General features: G+C 70.6%; 19 protein-coding genes and 1 tRNA gene. 6 read left to right on the forward strand and 14 right to left on the reverse strand.

Annotation, left to right across the window (positions count from 1 at the left end):
- Positions 1-24 precede the first annotated feature (24 nt).
- Genes SLUN_RS16350 through SLUN_RS16360 form a run of 3 tightly spaced genes read right to left on the reverse strand, consistent with a single transcriptional unit; the run spans position 25 to position 3,349 of the window.
- Positions 25-915: an SDR family oxidoreductase gene (locus tag SLUN_RS16350; RefSeq protein ID WP_108149190.1), complete on the reverse strand. Its 891-nt coding sequence runs from the start codon at positions 913-915 to the stop codon at positions 25-27.
- Entirely contained in the window at positions 912-1,829 is a 918-nt protein-coding gene (locus SLUN_RS16355) for an alpha/beta fold hydrolase (RefSeq protein ID WP_108149191.1), read from the reverse strand. Before SLUN_RS16355 ends, SLUN_RS16350 begins: the two co-directional genes overlap by 4 nt.
- Positions 1,826-3,349: a flavin-containing monooxygenase gene (locus SLUN_RS16360; protein WP_108149192.1), complete on the reverse strand. Its 1,524-nt coding sequence runs from the start codon at positions 3,347-3,349 to the stop codon at positions 1,826-1,828. The genes SLUN_RS16355 and SLUN_RS16360 overlap by 4 nt, the downstream gene beginning before the upstream one ends.
- 156 nt (positions 3,350-3,505) lie before the next feature.
- Between SLUN_RS16360 and SLUN_RS16365 the strand changes: the two genes are divergently transcribed.
- On the forward strand, positions 3,506-4,198 hold the full coding sequence (locus SLUN_RS16365; protein ID WP_108149193.1) for a MerR family transcriptional regulator: 693 nt from the start codon (positions 3,506-3,508) through the stop codon (positions 4,196-4,198).
- Between the two features lie 113 nt (positions 4,199-4,311).
- On the opposite strand, the gene SLUN_RS16370 is transcribed toward SLUN_RS16365, so the two are convergent.
- Positions 4,312-5,109 (reverse strand): exodeoxyribonuclease III, encoded by a 798-nt coding sequence (locus SLUN_RS16370; protein WP_108149194.1) that lies wholly within the window; start codon positions 5,107-5,109, stop codon positions 4,312-4,314.
- Positions 5,110-5,195: 86 nt separating this feature from the next.
- On the opposite strand from SLUN_RS16370, the gene SLUN_RS16375 reads away from it, so the two are divergent.
- Together SLUN_RS16375 and SLUN_RS16380 are read left to right on the forward strand one after the other, a co-directional pair.
- A complete protein-coding gene (locus tag SLUN_RS16375) occupies positions 5,196-5,702 on the forward strand; it encodes a GNAT family N-acetyltransferase (protein ID WP_108149195.1) in 507 nt (168 codons plus the stop codon).
- 132 nt (positions 5,703-5,834) lie between these two features.
- On the forward strand, positions 5,835-6,800 hold the full coding sequence (locus tag SLUN_RS16380) for a trypsin-like serine peptidase (RefSeq protein ID WP_108149196.1): 966 nt from the start codon (positions 5,835-5,837) through the stop codon (positions 6,798-6,800).
- A 23-nt stretch (positions 6,801-6,823) separates the two neighbouring features.
- Here the strand turns inward: SLUN_RS16380 and SLUN_RS16385 are convergent, their stop codons facing one another.
- Entirely contained in the window at positions 6,824-9,112 is a 2,289-nt protein-coding gene (locus SLUN_RS16385) for an MMPL family transporter (RefSeq protein ID WP_108149197.1), read from the reverse strand.
- Positions 9,113-9,344: 232 nt separating this feature from the next.
- On the opposite strand from SLUN_RS16385, the gene SLUN_RS16390 reads away from it, so the two are divergent.
- Complete coding sequence (locus SLUN_RS16390) at positions 9,345-9,815, forward strand: hypothetical protein (RefSeq protein WP_108149198.1); 471 nt, start codon at positions 9,345-9,347, stop codon at positions 9,813-9,815.
- Positions 9,812-10,138, forward strand: coding sequence for a transcriptional regulator (locus tag SLUN_RS16395; RefSeq protein ID WP_108149199.1), 327 nt, complete (start codon positions 9,812-9,814; stop codon positions 10,136-10,138). The genes SLUN_RS16390 and SLUN_RS16395 overlap by 4 nt, the downstream gene beginning before the upstream one ends.
- A gap of 87 nt (positions 10,139-10,225) precedes the next feature.
- Here SLUN_RS16395 and SLUN_RS16400 read toward each other — a convergent pair whose 3' ends face one another.
- Together SLUN_RS16400 and SLUN_RS39980 are read right to left on the reverse strand one after the other, a co-directional pair.
- Positions 10,226-12,886, reverse strand: coding sequence for a M16 family metallopeptidase (locus SLUN_RS16400; protein ID WP_108149200.1), 2,661 nt, complete (start codon positions 12,884-12,886; stop codon positions 10,226-10,228).
- Entirely contained in the window at positions 12,867-13,346 is a 480-nt protein-coding gene (locus SLUN_RS39980; RefSeq protein WP_170146520.1) for a hypothetical protein, read from the reverse strand. The genes SLUN_RS16400 and SLUN_RS39980 overlap by 20 nt, the downstream gene beginning before the upstream one ends.
- A 16-nt stretch (positions 13,347-13,362) precedes the next feature.
- Here SLUN_RS39980 and SLUN_RS41185 point away from each other — a divergent pair, with 16 nt between their 5' ends.
- Entirely contained in the window at positions 13,363-13,554 is a 192-nt protein-coding gene (locus tag SLUN_RS41185; protein ID WP_503461799.1) for a hypothetical protein, read from the forward strand.
- 73 nt (positions 13,555-13,627) lie between these two features.
- Here SLUN_RS41185 and SLUN_RS16415 read toward each other — a convergent pair.
- The 7 genes from SLUN_RS16415 to galU form a co-directional block, all read right to left on the reverse strand.
- Positions 13,628-13,701 (reverse strand) — tRNA-Ala (locus SLUN_RS16415).
- 101 nt (positions 13,702-13,802) lie between these two features.
- Positions 13,803-14,897, reverse strand: a complete 1,095-nt coding sequence (gene sepX / locus SLUN_RS16420; RefSeq protein WP_108149202.1) for a divisome protein SepX/GlpR — start codon at positions 14,895-14,897, stop codon at positions 13,803-13,805.
- Positions 14,898-15,032: 135 nt separating this feature from the next.
- On the reverse strand, positions 15,033-15,644 hold the full coding sequence (locus SLUN_RS16425) for a GNAT family N-acetyltransferase (RefSeq protein WP_108149203.1): 612 nt from the start codon (positions 15,642-15,644) through the stop codon (positions 15,033-15,035).
- Between the two features lie 17 nt (positions 15,645-15,661).
- Complete coding sequence (locus SLUN_RS16430; RefSeq protein WP_108149204.1) at positions 15,662-16,246, reverse strand: MogA/MoaB family molybdenum cofactor biosynthesis protein; 585 nt, start codon at positions 16,244-16,246, stop codon at positions 15,662-15,664.
- Positions 16,243-16,722: a cyclic pyranopterin monophosphate synthase MoaC gene (gene moaC / locus SLUN_RS16435; protein WP_108149205.1), complete on the reverse strand. Its 480-nt coding sequence runs from the start codon at positions 16,720-16,722 to the stop codon at positions 16,243-16,245. Before moaC ends, SLUN_RS16430 begins: the two co-directional genes overlap by 4 nt.
- A gap of 72 nt (positions 16,723-16,794) precedes the next feature.
- Positions 16,795-18,096, reverse strand: a complete 1,302-nt coding sequence (gene glp, locus SLUN_RS16440; protein WP_108149206.1) for a molybdotransferase-like divisome protein Glp — start codon at positions 18,094-18,096, stop codon at positions 16,795-16,797.
- A gap of 3 nt (positions 18,097-18,099) precedes the next feature.
- Positions 18,100-19,002: a UTP--glucose-1-phosphate uridylyltransferase GalU gene (gene galU / locus SLUN_RS16445; protein WP_108149207.1), complete on the reverse strand. Its 903-nt coding sequence runs from the start codon at positions 19,000-19,002 to the stop codon at positions 18,100-18,102.
- Positions 19,003-19,066 lie beyond the last annotated feature (64 nt).

Raw genomic sequence — 19,066 nt, forward strand, 5'->3', positions numbered from 1 at the left:
TCAGGGACATACCTCGCATGTCGATCAATCGCGCGGTGCCTGCTCCGTACGCGCCGCCTCGTCCGCCGCCCCGCCCGCCCCCACGAGCCCCTTCGAGACCCCCTCGAGCCGTGGCTCGAAGCGCCGCATCTCCCGCTGGCCCACCGCCCCGATCAGCGACGGCAGATACCCCCGTACCGACTGCATCCCCCGCAGCCACCACTGCGCGTACACATGTGAGGACCGCCGTTCGATCCCGGCCACGATCCGGTCCACCGCCGGGCCCAGCGGGTACGTCTTGTTCGACGGCCACGGCAGCCGCTGCCGCAACTCCCGCATCACAGCGTCCTGGTCCGCGCCCCGCACCATGTCCGTATCCGTCCAGGACAGATAGCCGACCCCGACCCGCACGCCCCGGTGGCCGACCTCCGCGCGCAGGCTGTGCGCGAACGCCTCGACGCCCGACTTCGACGCGCAGTACGCCGTCATCATCGGCGCCGGCGTGATCGCCGCCAGCGACGCGATCTGCAGGAAGTACCCCCGGCTCTCCATCAGCACCGGCAGGAACGCCCTGCCCGTGACCGCGGCCCCGATCAGATTGACCTCGATCACCCGCCGCCACGCGACCGGATCCGAGTCCACGAAAGGCCCGCCCGACGCCACACCCGCGTTCGCGACGACGATGTCGACCTTGCCGAAGCGCGCCTTGACCTCCTGTGCGACCTGGGCCATCGCCTCGTGGTCGGTGACATCCGCGTACCAGTGGTCGCTCTCGGTGTGCAGCCGGTCCGAGACCTTCTTCAGCTCGTCCGGCTCGAGACCCACCAGGGCCACCTTCGCGCCGCGCGCCGAGAGCTTGCGGGCCAACAGCTCGCCCACGCCCCGCGCCGCGCCGGTGACGACCGCGACCTGTCCCTCCAGGCTCGTCCTGCTCATGCGGCCTCCTCCTTCGCGCCAGACTTCGCGACCGACTCCACGCCCGACTCCACGCCCGACTTCGCTTTCACGTACGCACCCACCAGCTCGCGGATCTTCGCGGTGACCACCTCCGGCGCCTCCACCGGCGTCATGTGACCCATCCCGGCGAGCTCCACCAGCTCCACGCACAGGGGCAGCTCCGCGGCCAGCCGCCGCGCGAGCACGATCGGCGTGAGCCGGTCCGCCGTGCCCGCGACCACCACAGCCGGCACCCTCAACTCCCGTACACCCGCGTCGAGATCGAGCTCGCCGAGCACATGCGCCCAGGCCACCCGGGACTTCCGCGGGCAGGCGTGCACGATACGAGCGCACTCCGCGACCCGCTCCGGCGCCGAACCGGGGCCCATCGTCGCGTACTTGAGGATGCGCTTCGAGAGCGGCGTCACCGGGCCCAGCGGGGCACGCGCCCCGAGAATCAGCCGGGTGATCCTGGTCCGCAGCCGCCCGGCCCGCATCGGCAGCACCAGCGACTCGGCGATCAGCCGCGAACTGCCCGTACTGCACAGCAGGACGGCGGCCGCGTGCTCGGCGAATGCGGCCCGCCCGGACGCGGCCATCAGCGTCATCCCGCCCATGGAGTGCCCGGCGAGCACGGCCTTCTCGCCCGGAGCCAGTACGGATGCGAGCACCGCCTCCAGGTCGTCGGCGAGCACATCCGTACCGACGGCCGCGGCCGCCGTACGGCCGTGGCCCCGCTGGTCGTAGACGACGACCCGGTGATCGGCGGCCAGCTCCCGTACCTGCGCGGCCCAGAACTCCGTCGAGCAGGTCCAGCCGTGGGCCAGGACCACCGCGGGCGCGCCCTCGGGCCCGTGCACCTCGACATGGACCGGCGACCCGTCGGCCGAGACGGCCGTCAGCGTACGGCTCATCGCACGACCTCCGCGGTCTCCGCAGCCTCAGCGGACTTGGCCGTCCCGACCGGCATCCGCACGACCTCGTACTCCGCGAGATCCACCTCTCGCGTCGCCTTCCGGAACTCACCCGTCGTCCCCGGCCACAGCGTGGTGTTACGCCCGTTCGCATCCAGGTACCAGCTGTTGCAGCCGCCGGACTTCCACACCGTCCGCTCCATCCGCTCCTGAACCCGCCGGTTCCACGCCCCCACCGCGGACGGCCGGACCGCGAGCGCCGCCCGCTCGCCGAGGACGTTCAACTGCCGCATGTAGCCGGCCAGATAGTTCAGCTGCGACTCGATCATCAGGATCATGGAGGAGTTTCCGAGCCCTGTGTTCGGGCCGATGATCGTCATCCAGTTGGGGAAGCCGGCCGCGGTGGCGCCGCGCAGCGACTCCATCCCGTCCTTCCACGCCTCGGCGAGCGTGATCCCGTCGGCACCGACCACCCGCTCGGCGATCGGCAGGTCCGTCACATGGAAGCCCGTACCGAAGATGATCGCGTCGGCCTCGGTCTCAGTGCCGTCGGCCGCGACGACCGTCGACCCGCGCACCTCCGCCAGACCCGAGGCCACCACATCCACATTGGGCCGGGCGAGCGCCGGGTAGTACTCGCTCGACAGCAGGATCCGCTTGCAGCCGATGCGGTACGAGGGCGTCAACTTGGCCCGCAGCGCCGGGTCCTTGATCGAGCGGCTCATATTCCGCTTGGCGATCGACTCGATGAGCCCGAGCTCGTTGGGCCGCTTGGTGAAGGCGCTGACCTGCAGCTCCCTGATCCCCCACAGCAGCCCCCGGCGCGCGGCGCCGGTGAACGGCAGCTGCCGGTGCAGCCAGCGCTCCGGCCCGCTGATCGCCCGGTCCATCCGCGGCAACACCCACGGCGGCGTCCGCTGGAACAGCGTCACATGCGCGGCCTCCGGCTGGATCGCCGGCACGATCTGGATCGCCGAGGCACCGGTGCCGATCATCGCCACGCGCTTGCCGCGCAGGTCGTAGTCGTGGTCCCAGCGGGCGGAGTGGAAGACCTTGCCGGGGAAGTCGGCCAGCCCCGGAATCTCGGGAATCTTCGGGTCCGACAGCGGGCCGGTCGCGGACACGACGACATCGGCGGTCAGCGTGCCCCGCGAGGTCTCGATCTCCCAGCGCAGCTCGTCTCTGTCCCAACGCATCATCAGTACTTCATGGTTGAGGCGGATGTGGGAGCGGAGCCGGAAGGTGTCCGCGACATGCTCCAGATACGCGCGGATGTGCTGCTGCCCGGAGAAGGTGCGGGGCCAGTCGGGGTTGGGCGCGAAGGAGAACGAGTAGAGGTGCGAGGGTACGTCGCAGGCGCACCCCGGATAGCTGTTGTCGCGCCAGGTCCCGCCGACCGAGTCGGCCCGCTCCAGGACGACGAAGTCGGTGACCCCTTCGCGGCGCAGCCGGACGGCGGCACCCAGGCCGCCGAATCCGGATCCGATCACCGCCACTCGTACATGCTCGTGCTGGCTCATGCCGCAGCCTCCCACTGAACGCCCCAACGCTGCCAGCAATCACTGGCATGATTGGGAGGGTAGAGCAGCCGCATACCCAGCGGTAGGGGTCGGACCCGACAAGTTACCCGCGGTACAACATAGGCTTCCCCTGTGGCAGACGGACGCGAGTACCGCATGGAGGAGCTGGCCAAGGAGGCCGGCATCACGGTGCGCACCGTGCGCTTCTACCGCGAGCGGGGACTGATCCCGCCGCCCCGCCGCGAAGGCCGAATCGCCTGGTACGACGAGCACCACCTGGCCCGGCTCCGTACGATCGCCGCCCTGCTGGAACGCGGCCACACACTCAACGGCATCGCGGACCTCGCCACCGCGTTCGACAGCGGACGCGACGTCGGCGAGGTACTCGGCCTCGGCGAACCCACCGAGGAGACCCCGGTCCGCCTCAGCCCCGAGGAGCTCGCGGACTACTTCGAAGGCGATGTCACCGCCGAGAACCTGGCCGCGGCCCTGGACCTCGGCTACCTGGCGACGGACGGCGAGGAGATCGTCCACATCAGCCGCCGCCTGCTGGAGGTCTCGTCGGCGCTGGTACGGGAGGGTGTACCACTCTCGGTGGTCCTGGACGCGGGCCGCCGGGTCCGCACCCACGCGGAGGCACTGGCCGAACTCTTCGTCGAGGTACTGCGCGCCCACACCCCGGAGGGCGAGTCGGAACGACTGCGCCCGCTGGCGAAGAGCGTGGTGGACGCGGAACTCTCGATGGCCCTGGACCGCCGCCTGCGCGACACCTCGCCGCCGAGGTCCGCGGCCGCGGGCCCGAGCCCGGCCGTCGCCCCGGCCCCGGCCCCGGACGAACTCCGGTCCTAGCCGGCAGCGTCACGGCTTGCTGGTAGCAGCAGGCGACTTCTCTACCCGGTCCGTGCCATGCCGTTCACCCTTCCGGCGAGCAAGGCCATTCGGGCGGGGCTTCCCGGCGTCCGCTAAAGCTCGTAGACCGCCGTCACCGGCGCGTGGTCGCTCCAGCGCTCGCCGTGCGTCGCCGCACGCTCCACCCATGCCTTCACCGCGCGCCGCGCGAGACCCGGCGTCGCCACTTGGTAGTCGATGCGCCAGCCCGTGTCGGTGTCAAAAGCCCGCCCCCGGTACGACCACCAGGAGTACGGCCCCTCCTCGTCCGGATGCAGCGCCCGCACCACATCCACGTACTCCGCCTCGGAGAGGACCCGGGTCAGCCACTCCCGCTCCTCGGGCAGGAAGCCGGAGTTCTTCTTGTTGCCCTTCCAGTTCTTGAGGTCGGCCTCCTGATGCGCGATGTTCCAGTCGCCGCAGACCACCACCTCGCGCCCGTCCGCCGCCGAGCGCGCCTTCAGTTCGGCGAGGTACGGCAGGAACTCGGCCATGAACCGCATCTTCTCGTCCTGCTTCTCCGTCCCCACCTCACCCGAGGGCAGGTACAGGCTCGCGACCGTGACGCCCGGCAGGTCCGCCTCGACGTACCGCCCGCTCGCGTCGAACTCGGCCGAGCCGAAGCCGATCCGGACCCGGTCCGGCTCGCGCCGTGTGTAGAGCGAGACGCCCGCACGGCCCTTCGCGGTGGCCGGGGCGTGCACCGTGTGCCAGCCCTCCGGCTCGCGCACCTCGTCCGGGAGCTGGTGCGCCTCGGCCCGTACCTCCTGGAGGCAGATCGCGTCGGCGGCGGTGCCGGCCAGCCACTCCACGAAGCCCTTCTTGGCGGCGGCACGGAGGCCATTCACATTCACGGTCGTCACGGTGAGCATCCCGGCACCCTACCGAGCCCCCTGCGGAGCACCGCACCGAGCACCTCACCCCCGACAGGTATTCGCATCCACGTACGCTTCCGCCCATGGAGTTCCGAACCGTCGCCTTCGACCACCCCGATGCCGTCAAACTCAACGACCAGGTGCAACTCGAATACGGCGAGCGGTACCGGGACGAGGGCGAGACCGAGGGTGAGGGTGACATCACACCCCTCGACGCCTCGATGTTCGTGCCGCCGCGCGGTCTCTATCTCCTCGCGTACGACGACGAGGGCCGGCCCGTCGCCACCGGCGGCTGGCGTTCCCAGGACGCGAACGACGAGGGCTACTCCGACGGAGACGCCGAGCTCAAGCGCATGTACGTGATCCACGAGGCGCGCGGCCTGGGGCTTGCCCGCCGGATCCTGGCCGCCCTCGAGGACGACGCCCGCGCGGCCGGCCGTACCCGCATGGTGCTGGAGACCGGCACCAAGCAGCCGGAGGCGATCGCCCTCTACACCTCCAGCGGCTACACACTCTGCGCGAACAAATTCGGCCACTACCGCGAGTACGAGAACAGCCGCTGCTTCGCCAAGCCTTTGTCGCGCCCCTGACATAACCAAGATCCCCGTGGCACTCTGCCTCACGCACGCCGATCCGCACCGATCCGCACGCCGATCCGCACCGCCTCATCCCCCACCCTGCCCGCGCGACTCCACGCGCGGGCACGGCAGAAGGAGACATGCGTGAGACGCCATCGCACCGCCGCCGGGATCCTGTTGGCCGTCGGCACCCTGCTCGCCGGAGCACTCTCCGCCGCCACCGCCGGCGCCGCCCCCTTACCGGACACCTCGCCCACCGTCTTCAAGCAGCGCCAGACGCAGGGCTTCTGGACCGCCGAGCGGATGCGCGACGCCACCCCGCTCGACGTGATCCGGGTCGCCCCCGGCTCCGTCAAGGCCCCGAGGCCGGGCGGCAAGGAGACGGTCATATCCCCGACCGCCGCGTCAACTGCCCTGTCACCGATGGCCTTTCCGCAGGCCGGCGGCCCCTGGACGGGCAGCGGCGCCGTGGTCAAAACCTCCGGCCGGGTGTTCTTCAGCTTCCAGGGACGTACGGCTTCCTGCTCCGGCGACTCGGTCACCAGCCAGAACGGCAGCACGGTGATCACCGCGGGCCACTGCGTGAAGTACCAGGGCGCCTGGCACACCAACTGGGTCTTCGTGCCCGGCTACAACAACGGCCAGGCCCCGTACGGCCAGTGGTCGGCCACCAAGACCTTCTCGACCACCCAGTGGGTGGCGAGCGAGGACATCAACTACGACGTCGGCGCGGCGGTCGTCGCCCCGCTGGACGGCAGGACACTCACCGCGACGGTCGGCGCGCAGGGCCTGAGCTTCAACGGCGGCTACAACAAGGCCATGTACGCCTTCGGCTTCCCCGCGGCCGCCCCGTACGACGGCACGAAGCTCATCTACTGCAGCGGGAACTCCTCGAAGGACTGGCTGTTCTCCCAGGACCACAGCCTGGGCTGCAACATGACGGGCGGCTCCAGCGGCGGCCCCTGGTTCACCTCGTTCAGCGAGGCCACGGGCACCGGGCTGCAGGCCTCGGTGAACAGCTTCGGCTACACCTTCCTGCCGAACAGGATGTTCGGTCCGTACTTCGGCAATGACGCCAAGTCGGTGTACGACAAGGCCCAGGTGTCCTGAGCCTGCCGGGCCGGCGGGGGCACTCAGCTCCCGCCGGTCCCGCCGCCCGCCGCAGCAGCCTCCTCGTTCTCGCCCTCCGCGTCCACATGCGGCAGGATCCGGTCCAGCCACCGCGGGAGCCACCACGCCGCCGACCCGAGCAGCGTCATCACCGCCGGGACCAGGAGCAGCCGCACCACCGTCGCGTCGATCAGCACGCTCACGGCGAGGCCCAGACCCAGCATCTTCACGACGATGTTGTCGCTGATGATGAAGGCGGCGAAGACGCTGACCATGATCAGCGCGGCGCAGGTGATGACCCGCGCGGTGATCTCCAACGCGTGCGCGACGCTCGCCTTGGAGTCGCCGGTGCGCAGCCACGCCTCCCGGACACGGGAGAGCAGGAAGATCTCGTAGTCCATGCTCAGGCCGAAGACGATCGCGAACATCATCATCGGCACATAGCTCTCGATGGGCACGTCGCCCGACACCCCCAGCGCCGGACCGCCCCAGCCCCACTGGAAGACGGCGACCACGACTCCGTACGAGGCCGCGATGGAAAGGACGTTCAGCACGGCCGCCTTGACCGCGACCAGCAGCCCGCGGAAGACGATCAGGATGATGATGAAGGCGAGGCCGATCACGACCAGGATGATCAGCGGCAGCCGCTCGGAGACGATGTCCAGGAAGTCGACCTGCGCGGCCGTCGTGCCCGTGACATAGCCCTTCGCGGCGGTGCCGGAGACGGCCTCGGGCAGGGTGTCGTCCACCAGCCGGTTGACCAGCTGGGTGGTGTCCTCGTCCTGCGGCGCCTGCTTCGAGTACGCGGTCGCGACCAGGACGTCACCGTCCTGAGTCGGCTTGAGCGGCGTGATCGTGGCGGCCCCCGGCACATTGGTGAGCGCCTTCTGGGCCTGCGAGGAGAGCGCCGACCGGTCGCCCGACGGCACCGAGGTCTGGTCGATGACGAGGGTCAGCGGACCGTTGGATCCGGGCCCGAAGGCGTCGGACATCAGGTCGAACGCACGCCTGTCCGTAAAGGACTTCGGATCCGCGCCGTCCCCGATATGGCCGAGCTGGATCGAGAACAGCGGGATGGCGAGCACGGCGATGACGACCACCCCGCCGGTCAGGAACCACCAGGGGCGGCGCTCGACGCGCTGCGCGTACCGGTGCCAGGTTCCGTGCGCCTCGGCACCGGGCTCCGCGTCCGTCTCGGCGACCGTCTTGCGCACGTGGTATTTGTCGATCCGCCTGCCGACCAGCCCCAGCATCGCGGGCACCAGCGTGAGCGCGCCGATGACCGCCGTGACCACGGTGATGGCGGCGGCCACTCCGAGTTTGCCGATGAAGCTGACCCCGGAGACCCAGAGGCCGCACAGGGCGACGATGACCGTGCATCCGGATACGAGCACCGCCCTGCCGCTGGTGGCCACCGCCCGGCCGGCCGCGCTCACCGGGTCGGCGCCGTCGATGAGGTTCTGCCGGTGCCGGGTGATCAGGAACAGCGCGTAGTCGATGCCCACGCCGAGGCCGATCATGGTGGCCAGCGTCGGCGAGACCGTGGCGAAGGTGAACGCGGCCGCGACCAGCCCGAGGACGGCGAGCCCGCAGATCACGGCGATCAGCGCGGTCAGCAGCGGCAGACCGGCGGCGATCACACTGCCGAAGCCGATCAGCAGCACCACGATCGCCACGGCGAAACCGATCAGTTCACTGATCCGGTCGTCGGCCGCTGGACGGTCCAGCTCACCCAGCGCACCGCCGTACTCCACATCCACTCCGGCGGACCGCAGAGGCTGGACGGCCTGGTCCACCCCGTCGAGGTACGACTCCTCCAGGGTGGAGGGCTGCTTGCTGAAACTGATGGTGATGTACGCGGTCGAGCCGTCCGTGGACAGCGGACCGACGTTCTGTCCGGACGGCTGGGCCGGTGGCGTGGATCCGGGGGGAGGCAGCGGATTCTGCACCGAGATCACATCTGGCAGCTTCTGCAGATTCCCGACCACCGTGGACATCTGCGAGCCGAGGTCGGTGAGCGGCTTGGCGGTGTCGTGCAGCACGATCTGGCTGCTGTAGCCGCCCGCGGAGGGCTCGTGCTCCTTCAGTACGTCAAGCCCCTCCGTCGACTGCACGTCGGACAGCGAGAAGTCGTCGGAGTACTCGCCGCCATATGTGCGATGCAGCACTTGAAGACCGGCGAGGGCGACCAGCCAGAGGACGAGGACGATCACACAGCGGCGGGCGCACCATTCACCGAGCCTGCGCAGCAGACTTTTGCGGGCCGCGGGCCCGGGGGGACGGGAGTCCGGCAGCGGCGAAGCCAACGACATGCGTTTCTCCCGACGAGAACCGGCACGCCTACGGCTGCCGAGTCTGGACGTGCTCTCTGTGACATCAACCCGGCATCGACCGGCATCGGTCTGGCAGTGATCCAGAGAGAGACACAGTGGACATTCAGCATTAAAAGCCGGATTCGCCCGCGCGGCATGCGCAAAACGACGAGATCCCGCCCGATCTTGCGATCGGATGGCAATGGACAGCAATCCACATATACTTTCCAACATGGAAAACAATTTCTCCACTCCCAGCACGCCCGACGCCGCCCACGCCCTCGCCGCTCTGAACGCCGCCGCCGAGTCCCGCGCCCGGGTGGCGGACCGCATTACCAGTCCGTGGTGGTACCACGTGGGGCTGGGAGTCGCGTTCGCGCTCGTGTTCGTCTCCATGAGCCTGCGCATGGCCAACTGGGCCGTCGGGCCCTTCATACTCGTGGTGCTCGGGCTCGGCTGGACACTTCAGCGCTCAACGGGCGTTTCCATGGACCGTTACATGAGCACCCCTGGCGCCAGTCAGCTGTCCATGGCCTACGTGGTGGCGTTGCTCGGCCTGGCCGCCACCGGCATGTACCTGGAGTGGGGCGCGGACGTACGGTGGGCCATCGCGGGCGCCGGGGTCCTGATCGGCGCCCTCACCACGGGCATGGGCTACCGCATCGACGCGGCCGCGCGGCGAGACCTGCGGGCGGGGCTGTGACCGGGTCCCGCTTCAACGAAGTGATCCACGCACCCAACCGCCTCCAGATCTGCACCATGCTCGCCGCTGTTGAGACGATGGCCTTCTCCACGCTCCGCGATGCCCTCGACGTCAGCGACTCGGTACTGAGCAAGCACGTCAAGATCCTCCAGACGGCCGGCTATCTGGACGTCACGAAGGCCCGGGGCGCGTCCTACCCCCGCACCTGGATCGCGCTGACTCCGGACGGCCGACAGGCTTTCTCCGGGCATATCGCCGAACTCCGCCGCATCGTCGAACTGGGGGACCTGGTCCGACGGGATCCGGTATCGCCCGGTGAGTGACTCCGGTCCCGCCCGGGGTGACCAGCCAAAGCGCCGCCTGCCCGCCCGGCTCGAAGGCCGGGCGGACAGGCGGGTGACAGCGGAAGGTCACGCCAGGGGGCCGGCGTGCGGGCGAGGGACCGGAGCCGGCGGTGTGCCGCTGCCTTCCAGCAGCGCGGTCCACCGATCGGCCGTCTCCGAGGCCAGTCCTGGCCTGCCCAGCACGACCATGGTCATACGGTCCGCGGCGAAGAGGTCGGCGCACGCCGTCCCGACCTCGGCCGGGGTCGACTGCCGCAGAAGTTCCGGCAACCGCTCCGCCCATTCGGGCCGCCTGCCCGCGGAGACCGTGTCGCGAAGCAGGTCGGCCTTGGCCGCCGGGGAGTCGAAAACCCCCAGCAGTTGGGCGGCGCAGAAGGTGCGGATCGGCTCAAGTTCGGCCGCGGTGACGGGGACGGTCCGGAGCTCGCCCAACACCTCCGCGATGCCCGCCACGCCGCCTGCCGCGTGCCGCTCGGGCAACGTCGCCCTGACGTAGGCCCGGGAGGTGCCGAGGCAGATGTCGCGCGCGGAGTACACCGTATGGTCAAGACCCGCGCGAAGGCTGTGGGCGGCCATCCGGGACTGGTAGTGGGCACCGGCCACCGCGGTGGCCAGGTACCGGGCCGCCGAAGCGGTGTCCCCCGTCGGCTCCGGCGCGCTCAGCGTCAGGTGCACGTCCGCCATGGCGTCGTGATGGAGCGCCAGTGTGCTGGTGCCCAGCGACGCGCCCGCCTCCCCGTACGCGCCCGTTTCCGCGTACGCGCCCGCCTCCCCAGGCGCGGCCGCCTTCCAGCCGGACAGGGCCCGTTCGGCGTCGGCGGCGAACCGGTCGGGGTCGATGTCGCCGACGGCCACCAGCCAGCCCCCGCCCCGGCGCAGGATGTCGTGGTGCACCATGTCGAGGCCGGGGCGTTCCCCGGTCCGTTCGCGCGACGGGGCGGTGTGGGCGAGCCAATGCCCGCGCAACGCGGTATCGGCCACCGCCCCGGGGTCACGGCGGCGCGACGGTGTACGCAGCGGCACCACAGCGCCCACCGGGGCCGCGAGCTCGCCCAGTAGTCCCAGCCAGTCCGTGACCCCGTCCGGGGGCGTGAAACCGGTGATGTCGAGCCACTGGCCGTCGGTGGACAGGTGGAACGAGCCACCCCGCTCCTCCGCACGGCCTGTCACTCCGGTACGCCCGGCCAGCACATGGACCAGCGCGTCGACATCCTCCGGGCGCCGCCACCCTGACGCGCCCAGCGGCAGCCGCAGCCGCAGCTCCACCAACGGGATGCGTCCGTCCCTGACCGCCACGACGCGCGTACCGCCGACGAGAGTGACATCACGCCGGGGGCCGTAGTACGGCGTGGGCTGCGCGCCGAGCGGCGGGACCGGCCGGGCCGGCGCCGGGACAGTCGGCGGCCCCGCCACCGGGCCGGGCGTGCCGGGGGGCTCCAACGCGGCGGGCGCGGGACCCGTATCGCGGGCCGGGGCCGGGCGGGTCCTGGCAGCGCCAGGGGCCATCACCAGAACGCCCTTGGCCGCCGCGTGCAGGCCGCGAGCGGCGGCGGCGACGTCACCGGGGCCGATCTCGCCGAGCCGGGCGGGGAGCTCGTCGAGCAGCTCGGCCCGCCCGAACAGAAGTTCCAGCCGGCCCAGGGCGCGGCCGCGGACGTACACCTCGACGTGCTGCCGGTGGTGTTCGGTGATCATGCGTCGGACCGCCTGGGCCTGAATCCGTTCGAGTCGGGGGTCGTCGGCCCAGGAGGACCACCGCCCGGTCATCGCCTCCACCGCCTGCCGCGGCGAGACCGCCGGGGGCACCAGAGCGGTGATGACCAGGAGGTCGGGGTCCCTGGCGTCCAGCGGACCGAAAACGCCGCAGCCGGCCGACGCCGCCTGGACGCCCTCCAGTCCCTGCTGGCTGATGATCTCGGCCAGTACGGCATGCGCCAGATAACCCGCCATGTCCGCGCGGGAATCGGGCAGCCGGTAGCCGACGGCCACGGCCGTCGCGGGAACCTCGGGTTCCGTGCAGGTCGCCCACCGGTCCTCGGTGAGGTCCCGCTCGCGCAGATCGGGTGACGGGGCGAACGAGCGCGCCGGTATGCCGCCGAAATACCGCTCGGCCAGGGCCAGCAGCTCCTCGGGGTCGTGGTCACCGACCACGGTCAGCACCGCGTTGCCCGGAGCGTAATGGGCCTCGAAGAACTCCTCGCACTCAGCGACCGTCGCCGTGCGGAGCTGCTCCAGACGGCCGTATCCGTCATGGGCGTTGGCGAAGTTCTCGAAGACCACACCGGGCAGCAGCGGCCAGGGGAACCCTCCGTACGGCCGGGCTTCCACCGCCTCGTGGATCTCCACCTCGATGCCGTCCAGCTGACCGGCCAGCGACTGCTCGGTGAACCGGGGCGCCCGCATCCGATCGGCCTCGCTGAACAGCGCCTGTTCCAGGGCCGCGGCCGGGACCACCTGGTGGTAGTCGGTGTAGTCCTGGTGGGTGGTGCCGTTCGCCTGGCCGCCCAGCGAGTGGATGTGGTCGTAGAAACGACCCTCGGGAAGGCTCGCGCTGCCCCGGAACATCAAGTGCTCGAAGAGATGGGCGAACCCTTCCCGATCGGGCCGCTCCGACCGGTAGCCCACCCCGTAGTGGACGCAGACCGCTGTGCGCGACGCGCCTGGCTGCCGCTCGACGACGACCCGCAGACCGTTGCCGAGGGTTGCCCTACTGACCTTGTGCTTCATCCTTGGAGTCCTCGGAATCCTCGTTCTGCGGGAGGTCGACGAGAAACCTCAGGAAGTCGCAGTAGTGGTCGAAGCCGCGGTCGAAGTCGTCGACGTAGGCGGCGATGTCATGGACGTGGAGCAGGATGCGCAGCGCCGCCATCGATTTCCACTCCTGTCCCAGCTCGCGGCCGTACCCCTCGAACAGCGCGCTGGTGAGGGCCTGCCACGATTCCTTGTCGCCGCCCAACTGCCACTGCAACTCGACCAGCTCGCCGACGACCCAGCCGAGATCGAAGTACCACGGCGCCGCGCACGCGTCCTCGCCGACGAGCAGGTCGGAGCGTCCGGAGCCGGGTTCGACGACGAACGCCCCGAGACCGGCCGCGCCGTGCGCCAGCACCACCCCGGGGTCGGCGACCGTCAGGCGGCACCAGGCGACCACCTGTTTCCAACGCTCCTCGCCAAGGCTCCGGCGCAACTGTCCCAAGATCCGCTTGCACGACACCCGCCATACGTGCGGATCACTGCTTGCCGCTCTCGACGTGCACCCTCGCGTCGCGATGCAGATCCTCCGACACAGCAAGATCGCCGTGACGATGGAGATCTACACGCACATCCCGTCCGAGGCCACACGCAAAGCTCTGCGGAAGCTGGGCAAGCACCTGGACGGGCAAGATCAGACGTAGTTGCTGTACTTCGCTGCTGGACGACGCCAAAGAGCCCCTACCGGATTCCCCCGGTAGGGGCTCTGAGCTGTTGTGGACCTGTGGGGATTTGAACCCCAGACCCCCTCGATGCGAACGAGGTGCGCTACCAGACTGCGCCACAGGCCCTTGCAACGAGTGAAACCTTAGCACCCCCATCGGGGTGCTTGGAAATCCGTTCCCTCGCTGGTCACGGAAGCCGAGCGGAGCCCGGCCGGACGTGCGCGGGCTCACTCGTTGGCGGCGCGCGGCCGGTCCTCGTCCTCATATTGGTCGAAGAGCGGAGTGCGGCCGCGGTCACGCATGCGGCGGGGCGGCCCGGTCCGCTGACGCGGCGGCGAGTCCGCGGCCGGCGTCGGTTCCGGGGTCGGCTCCGCGGTCGACGATCGGGCCGAGCTCCAGGTCTCCGGGTCGCTGAAGTCCACGCCGCTCGTCGCGCGCGGGGCGACGGGCGCGGTCACGTACGTCGGCAGCGGGACCGGGACGGGGTCCCAGCTGTCGCCGCGCGCCGGGCCGCGTTCGCGCTGCTGGTCGACCCACTCCGCATGGTCCGTCTGCTCGACCAGCGCGCGGCGGCCCGCCTCCTGGGGCGAGAGCGCGGCGGCGGGTTCGGGCTCGGGGCGCGCCTCGGGCTCCTCGTCCGGCTCGGCGGCGGACGCCGCGGGGGCCTGGTGCCGGCGGGGACGGTTCTCGCGCAGCCGCTGCGCCGCGGCCTCGGCCCGGCGCCGGTCCATGGTGAACTCGAAGCGCCGTCGCTCCTGGCTGCGCAGATGCACGATGTACACGCTGAGCAGCACCGCCGGGCCGGCCGGGGCCCACAGGAAACCGAGCCCGCCGACCGCGGCGACGATCGCGCCCAGCGTGAAGGCGAAGAAGAGGACAACGGTCGTACGTCTGCGGCGGGCCAGGACCTTGGTGCGCCGCGCGCGCTCGGCCGCGGCACCGTTCGGCCGCGGGCGCGGGGCCGGGGGCCGCACCTGTGACGGTACGGCCGGGGCTGCGGGCGCCTGCCGGGCCGGGACATCCATCCGGGCTTCCGTACGTGCCGGGGGCGCGGCGAAGGCCCGGACGTCCACGGAACTCAAACGGTCCGTGGCCGCGTCCGGGTCCCCGTCGGGCCCCGCCTCCTCGGCGGTGCGCTCCCGCAGCTCCCTGGCGTACCGGCGCTCCATCGCCCCGCGTCCGGACAGTAGCCGGATGGCGGTGGAGAAGCGTTCCGTCGGACGGGCTTCATTGAGCTCGTCCTGCCTGCGGAGCCACATCGGCACCAAGTAGGCGGCCCAGGCCCCGACGATGACTGCGTAGATGAGGCCGCTGCTGCTCACGCTTCACACCGTAGAGGGGTTCGCCTGAGGGCATCCGCCAATTGGCCCGGTGTGTCGCACGATCTGGCTGATATCACGGACTTTTTTTGTGATTGTTCAGATCAATCGTGGCCAGCAGCGATCAGTTTCGAACACTTATTTTATTTCCCGTGACGTTCCGGGTCGTGCCTGGTGCCAGCGGTGGAGCAGTCCTTCCGGGACCTCTTCGGCCGTGAGCGCGAAGACCAGATGGTCCCGCCACCCACCGTCGATGTGGAGATAACCGGGGCGCAGTCCCTCTTCGCGGAATCCGAGTTTCTCCACGACCCGGAGGCTGGGGCCGTTCTCCGGGCGAATGCAGACCTCGATGCGGTGCAGTCCGACCGTACGGAAGCAGTGGTCGACGGCGAGGGCGACGGCCGTCGGCATGACGCCGCGGCCCGCGACCTGCCGGTCCACCCAGTAGCCGACATGGCCCGAGCACATCGAGCCCCAGGTGATCCCGGCGACCGTCAGCTGGCCGACGAGCTGCCCCTGGTACTCAATGACGAAGGGCAGCATCCGCCCCGCGCCGGCCTCGGCGCGCAGATGGCGGACCATCTGGCGGTAGGTGGGGCGCTGGGCGTGGGGCCCGCCGGGGGCGGGCGGCGGAATCGTCGCTTCCCACGGCCGCAGCCAGTCGCGGTTGCGCCGGTTGACCTCGCGCCAGGACCGCTGGTCGCGCAGCTTTATCGGGCGGAGGGCGATATCGCCGTCCACCAGGATCACCGGCCAGGACGGGGCGTTCAGCTTGGGCTCCCGGCGGTTCTGGGGTGGTCGCCGCCGCGGATCTGGTCCACGGCATGGATGAGGAGCGGCTCCAGTACGGCCAGTCCGTCGCGCACTCCGCCGGTGGAGCCGGGGAGGTTGACGATCAGGGTCCCTCCCGCGACACCGGCGAGGCCGCGGGACAGCGCCGCGGTGGGCACCTTCTCTCGACCGTACGCGCGGATCGCCTCGGGGATGCCGGGGATCTCGTGGTCGAGGACCCGGCGGGTGGCCTCGGGAGTGCGGTCGGTGGGCGAGATGCCGGTGCCGCCGGTGGTGAGGATGACGTCGTAGCCGGCGGCCACCCCGTCCCGCAGGGCCCGCTCGACCGGGTCACCGTCGGGGACGACCTGGGGGCCGTCGATGGCGAAGCCCAACTTCGTCAGCCCCTCGGCGAGGAGCGGGCCGCCCTTGTCCTCGTACACACCGGCCGCGGCGCGGTTGGAGGCGGTGACGACCAGCGCGCTGTACGGCGCGAGCAACGCCCCGCCCGTCGCGGCATCCGATACGTCGGCGCCGGGCCGGTGGCTGTGGCTGTAGACCTCTCCGCCACGCGGGCTCATGAGCGGCTCCAGTCGCCGGACTTGCCGCCCGTCTTCTCCTCGACCCGCACGTCGGTGATCACCGCGCCCTTGTCGACGGCCTTGACCATGTCGATGATGGTCAGCGCGGCGACCGAGACCGCGGTCAGGGCCTCCATCTCGACACCCGTACGGTCGGTGGTCCTCACCGTGGCGGTGATCTCCACCGCGTCATCGGCGACCGACAGATCCAGCGTCACGCCGGAGACCGCCAGCGGGTGACAGAGCGGGATGAGATCGGGGGTGCGCTTGGCGCCCATGATCCCCGCGATGCGGGCCGTGGCCAGGGCGTCGCCCTTGGGAACGCCCTCGCCCCGCAGCAGCTCCACCACCCGCGGTGAGACCAGCACCCGGCCACTGGCGCTGGCGGTGCGTGCGGTGACGTCCTTTCCGGAGACGTCGACCATACGGGCCGCCCCCGCCTCGTCGATGTGCGTCAGCCTGCCTTGCGTACTCATCTGGTGCTGCGCTCCCGGTCAGGGCCCGGCGGGGCCTGTGTGGGCAGACACGGTACCGCCACCGTAAGCAGGTCAGCCGATGAGGACCACTTCCACCTCCGCGCCCGGCTCCACCGAGGTGTCCGTCTCCGGGACGACGATCAGGCAGTCGGCATGTGCGAGGGCCGCGATCAGATGGGAGCCGGAGCCGCCGACCGGGGAGACGGTGCCCGACGCGCGGTCGTACGCACCCCGCAGGTACTGCCGCTTGCCGGAGGGCGACGACAGGGTCCTGTCGGCCTTCAGGACGGCGCGGACCTTCGGCCTGTGGACGTCCTTCAGGCCCATCAGGGCCCGGATCGCGGGATGTACGAACAGCTCGAAGGAGACGTACGACGAGACGGGATTGCCCGGGAGCGCCAGCAGCGGGGTGTGCTCGGGGCCGATCGAGCCGAAGCCCTGCGGCTTGCCGGGCTGCATCGCGAGCTTGCGGAAGTCGATCCCGCTGCCGGGCACGTCCGCGTCGCCCACCGACGAGAGGGCTTCCTTGACCACGTCGTACGCACCGACGCTCACCCCGCCCGTCGTGACCAGCAGATCGGCGCGGATCAGCTGGTCCTCGATGGTCGCGCGCAGCGTCTCCGCGTCGTCGGTGACCGCGCCCACCCGGTAGGAGAGGGCGCCCGCGTCGCGCGCGGCGGCGCACAGCGCGAAGCTGTTGGAGTCGTAGATCTGGCCTTCGCCCAACTCCTCGCCGGGCTGGACCAGTTCGTTGCCGGTGGAGAGCACGACGACGCGCGGACGGGGCCGTACGCGCACGGTGGCGCGGCCGATCGCGGCGAGCAGGCCGATCTGTGGCGGGCCGAGGACCGTGCCCGCCTCCAGAGCCAGATCGCCCGCCTGGACATCGCTGCCACGCGCGCGGACATGGGCCCTGGCCTCGGCGGGGCGGTGGACGCGGACCTCGCCACTCGCGCCCTCGGGGGCCTCGCCGGCCGGGCGCATGGCCGTCGCCGCTCCCCCGCCCGTGCCGCCGTCGGTCCACTCGACCGGGACGACGGCCTCGGCGCCGGGCGGCAGCGGGGCGCCGGTCATGATGCGCGCGGCCTGGCCCGGCCCGACGGTGGGCTGTCCCCCGCTGCCGGCCGCCACATCGCCGATGACCGTGAGGACCGCGGGGAACTCCTCGGTGGCTCCGGCGACATCGGCCGTACGGACCGCGTAACCGTCCATGGAACTGTTGTCGAAGGGCGGCAGGGCGACGGACACCGTGACGTCCTCGACGAGAACACAGCCCTGGGCGTCCGGCAGTTGCAGCTCGATCGGGTCCAGCGGGCGGATCGCCCCGAGGATGTCCTCCAGATGGTCGTCCACCGACCAGATCGTGCTGCTCACGTGCTACATCTCCTCGTTCACATAACTGCGAAGCCAGGTCCGGAACTCCGGGCCCAGGTCTTCACGTTCGCATGCGAGTCTGACAATCGCCCGCAGGTAGTCACCTCGGTCGCCGGTGTCATAGCGGCGGCCCTTGAAGATCACGCCGTGCACCGGGCCGCCCGCCTTCTCGTCCTCGGCGAGCTTCTGGAGAGCGTCGGTGAGCTGGATCTCGTTGCCGCGGCCCGGCTCGGTCTTCCGCAGTATCTCGAAGACCGCGGGGTCGAGGACATAGCGGCCGATGATGGCGAGATTGCTCGGCGCCTCGGACGGGTCGGGCTTCTCGACCAGGTTGGTCACCCGGACCACGTCCGACTCGCCGGTGGCCTCGACGGCCGCGCAGCCGTACAGATGGATCTGCGAGGGGTCGACCTCCATCAGGGCGATCACGCTGCCGCCCTCCCGCTCCTGGATCTCGACCATGCGGGCGAGCAGCGGGTCGCGCGGGTCGATCAGGTCGTCGCCGAGGAGGACCGCGAAGGGCTGGTCACCGACGTGCGGGGCGGCGCACAGCACGGCGTGGCCGAGCCCGCGCGGATCGCCCTGGCGCACATAGTGCATGGTGGCGAGGTCGCTCGACTCCTGGACCTTCGCGAGACGCTGGGCGTCGCCCTTGCGGGTGAGCGCGCTCTCCAGCTCGTAATTGCGGTCGAAGTGGTCCTCGAGGGGACGCTTGTTGCGGCCGGTGATCATGAGCACGTCGGAGAGACCGGCCGAGACCGCCTCCTCGACGACGTACTGGATCGCGGGCTTGTCGACGACAGGCAGCATCTCTTTGGGAGTGGCCTTTGTGGCAGGCAGGAACCGGGTGCCCAGACCTGCGGCGGGGATGACAGCCTTGCTGATCCTGGGGTGCGACTGAGTCATGCGCCGCAGACTAGCCGGTGACTATGGGCTGAAGATGAGCCTCCGGTTAACTTCCGTCTCATAA

This window comes from Streptomyces lunaelactis, assembly GCF_003054555.1.
Taxonomy (GTDB): Bacteria; Actinomycetota; Actinomycetes; order Streptomycetales; family Streptomycetaceae; genus Streptomyces; species Streptomyces lunaelactis.

Excerpts from the sequence above, each read along its gene's own strand:
- SLUN_RS16390 (WP_108149198.1), top strand. The coding sequence starts at position 9,345 with ATGGAAAACAATTTCTCCACTCCCAGCACGCCCGACGCCGCCCACGCC.
- SLUN_RS16370 (WP_108149194.1), bottom strand. The coding sequence starts at position 5,109 with ATGCTCACCGTGACGACCGTGAATGTGAATGGCCTCCGTGCCGCCGCC.
- galU (WP_108149207.1), bottom strand. The coding sequence starts at position 19,002 with ATGACTCAGTCGCACCCCAGGATCAGCAAGGCTGTCATCCCCGCCGCA.
- SLUN_RS16350 (WP_108149190.1), bottom strand. The coding sequence starts at position 915 with ATGAGCAGGACGAGCCTGGAGGGACAGGTCGCGGTCGTCACCGGCGCG.
- SLUN_RS16430 (WP_108149204.1), bottom strand. The coding sequence starts at position 16,246 with ATGAGCCCGCGTGGCGGAGAGGTCTACAGCCACAGCCACCGGCCCGGC.
- SLUN_RS16400 (WP_108149200.1), bottom strand. The coding sequence starts at position 12,886 with ATGAAGCACAAGGTCAGTAGGGCAACCCTCGGCAACGGTCTGCGGGTC.
- SLUN_RS16355 (WP_108149191.1), bottom strand. The coding sequence starts at position 1,829 with ATGAGCCGTACGCTGACGGCCGTCTCGGCCGACGGGTCGCCGGTCCAT.
- moaC (WP_108149205.1), bottom strand. The coding sequence starts at position 16,722 with ATGAGTACGCAAGGCAGGCTGACGCACATCGACGAGGCGGGGGCGGCC.
- SLUN_RS16360 (WP_108149192.1), bottom strand. The coding sequence starts at position 3,349 with ATGAGCCAGCACGAGCATGTACGAGTGGCGGTGATCGGATCCGGATTC.
- SLUN_RS16385 (WP_108149197.1), bottom strand. The coding sequence starts at position 9,112 with ATGTCGTTGGCTTCGCCGCTGCCGGACTCCCGTCCCCCCGGGCCCGCG.
- SLUN_RS16365 (WP_108149193.1), top strand. The coding sequence starts at position 3,506 with ATGGAGGAGCTGGCCAAGGAGGCCGGCATCACGGTGCGCACCGTGCGC.
- SLUN_RS16375 (WP_108149195.1), top strand. The coding sequence starts at position 5,196 with ATGGAGTTCCGAACCGTCGCCTTCGACCACCCCGATGCCGTCAAACTC.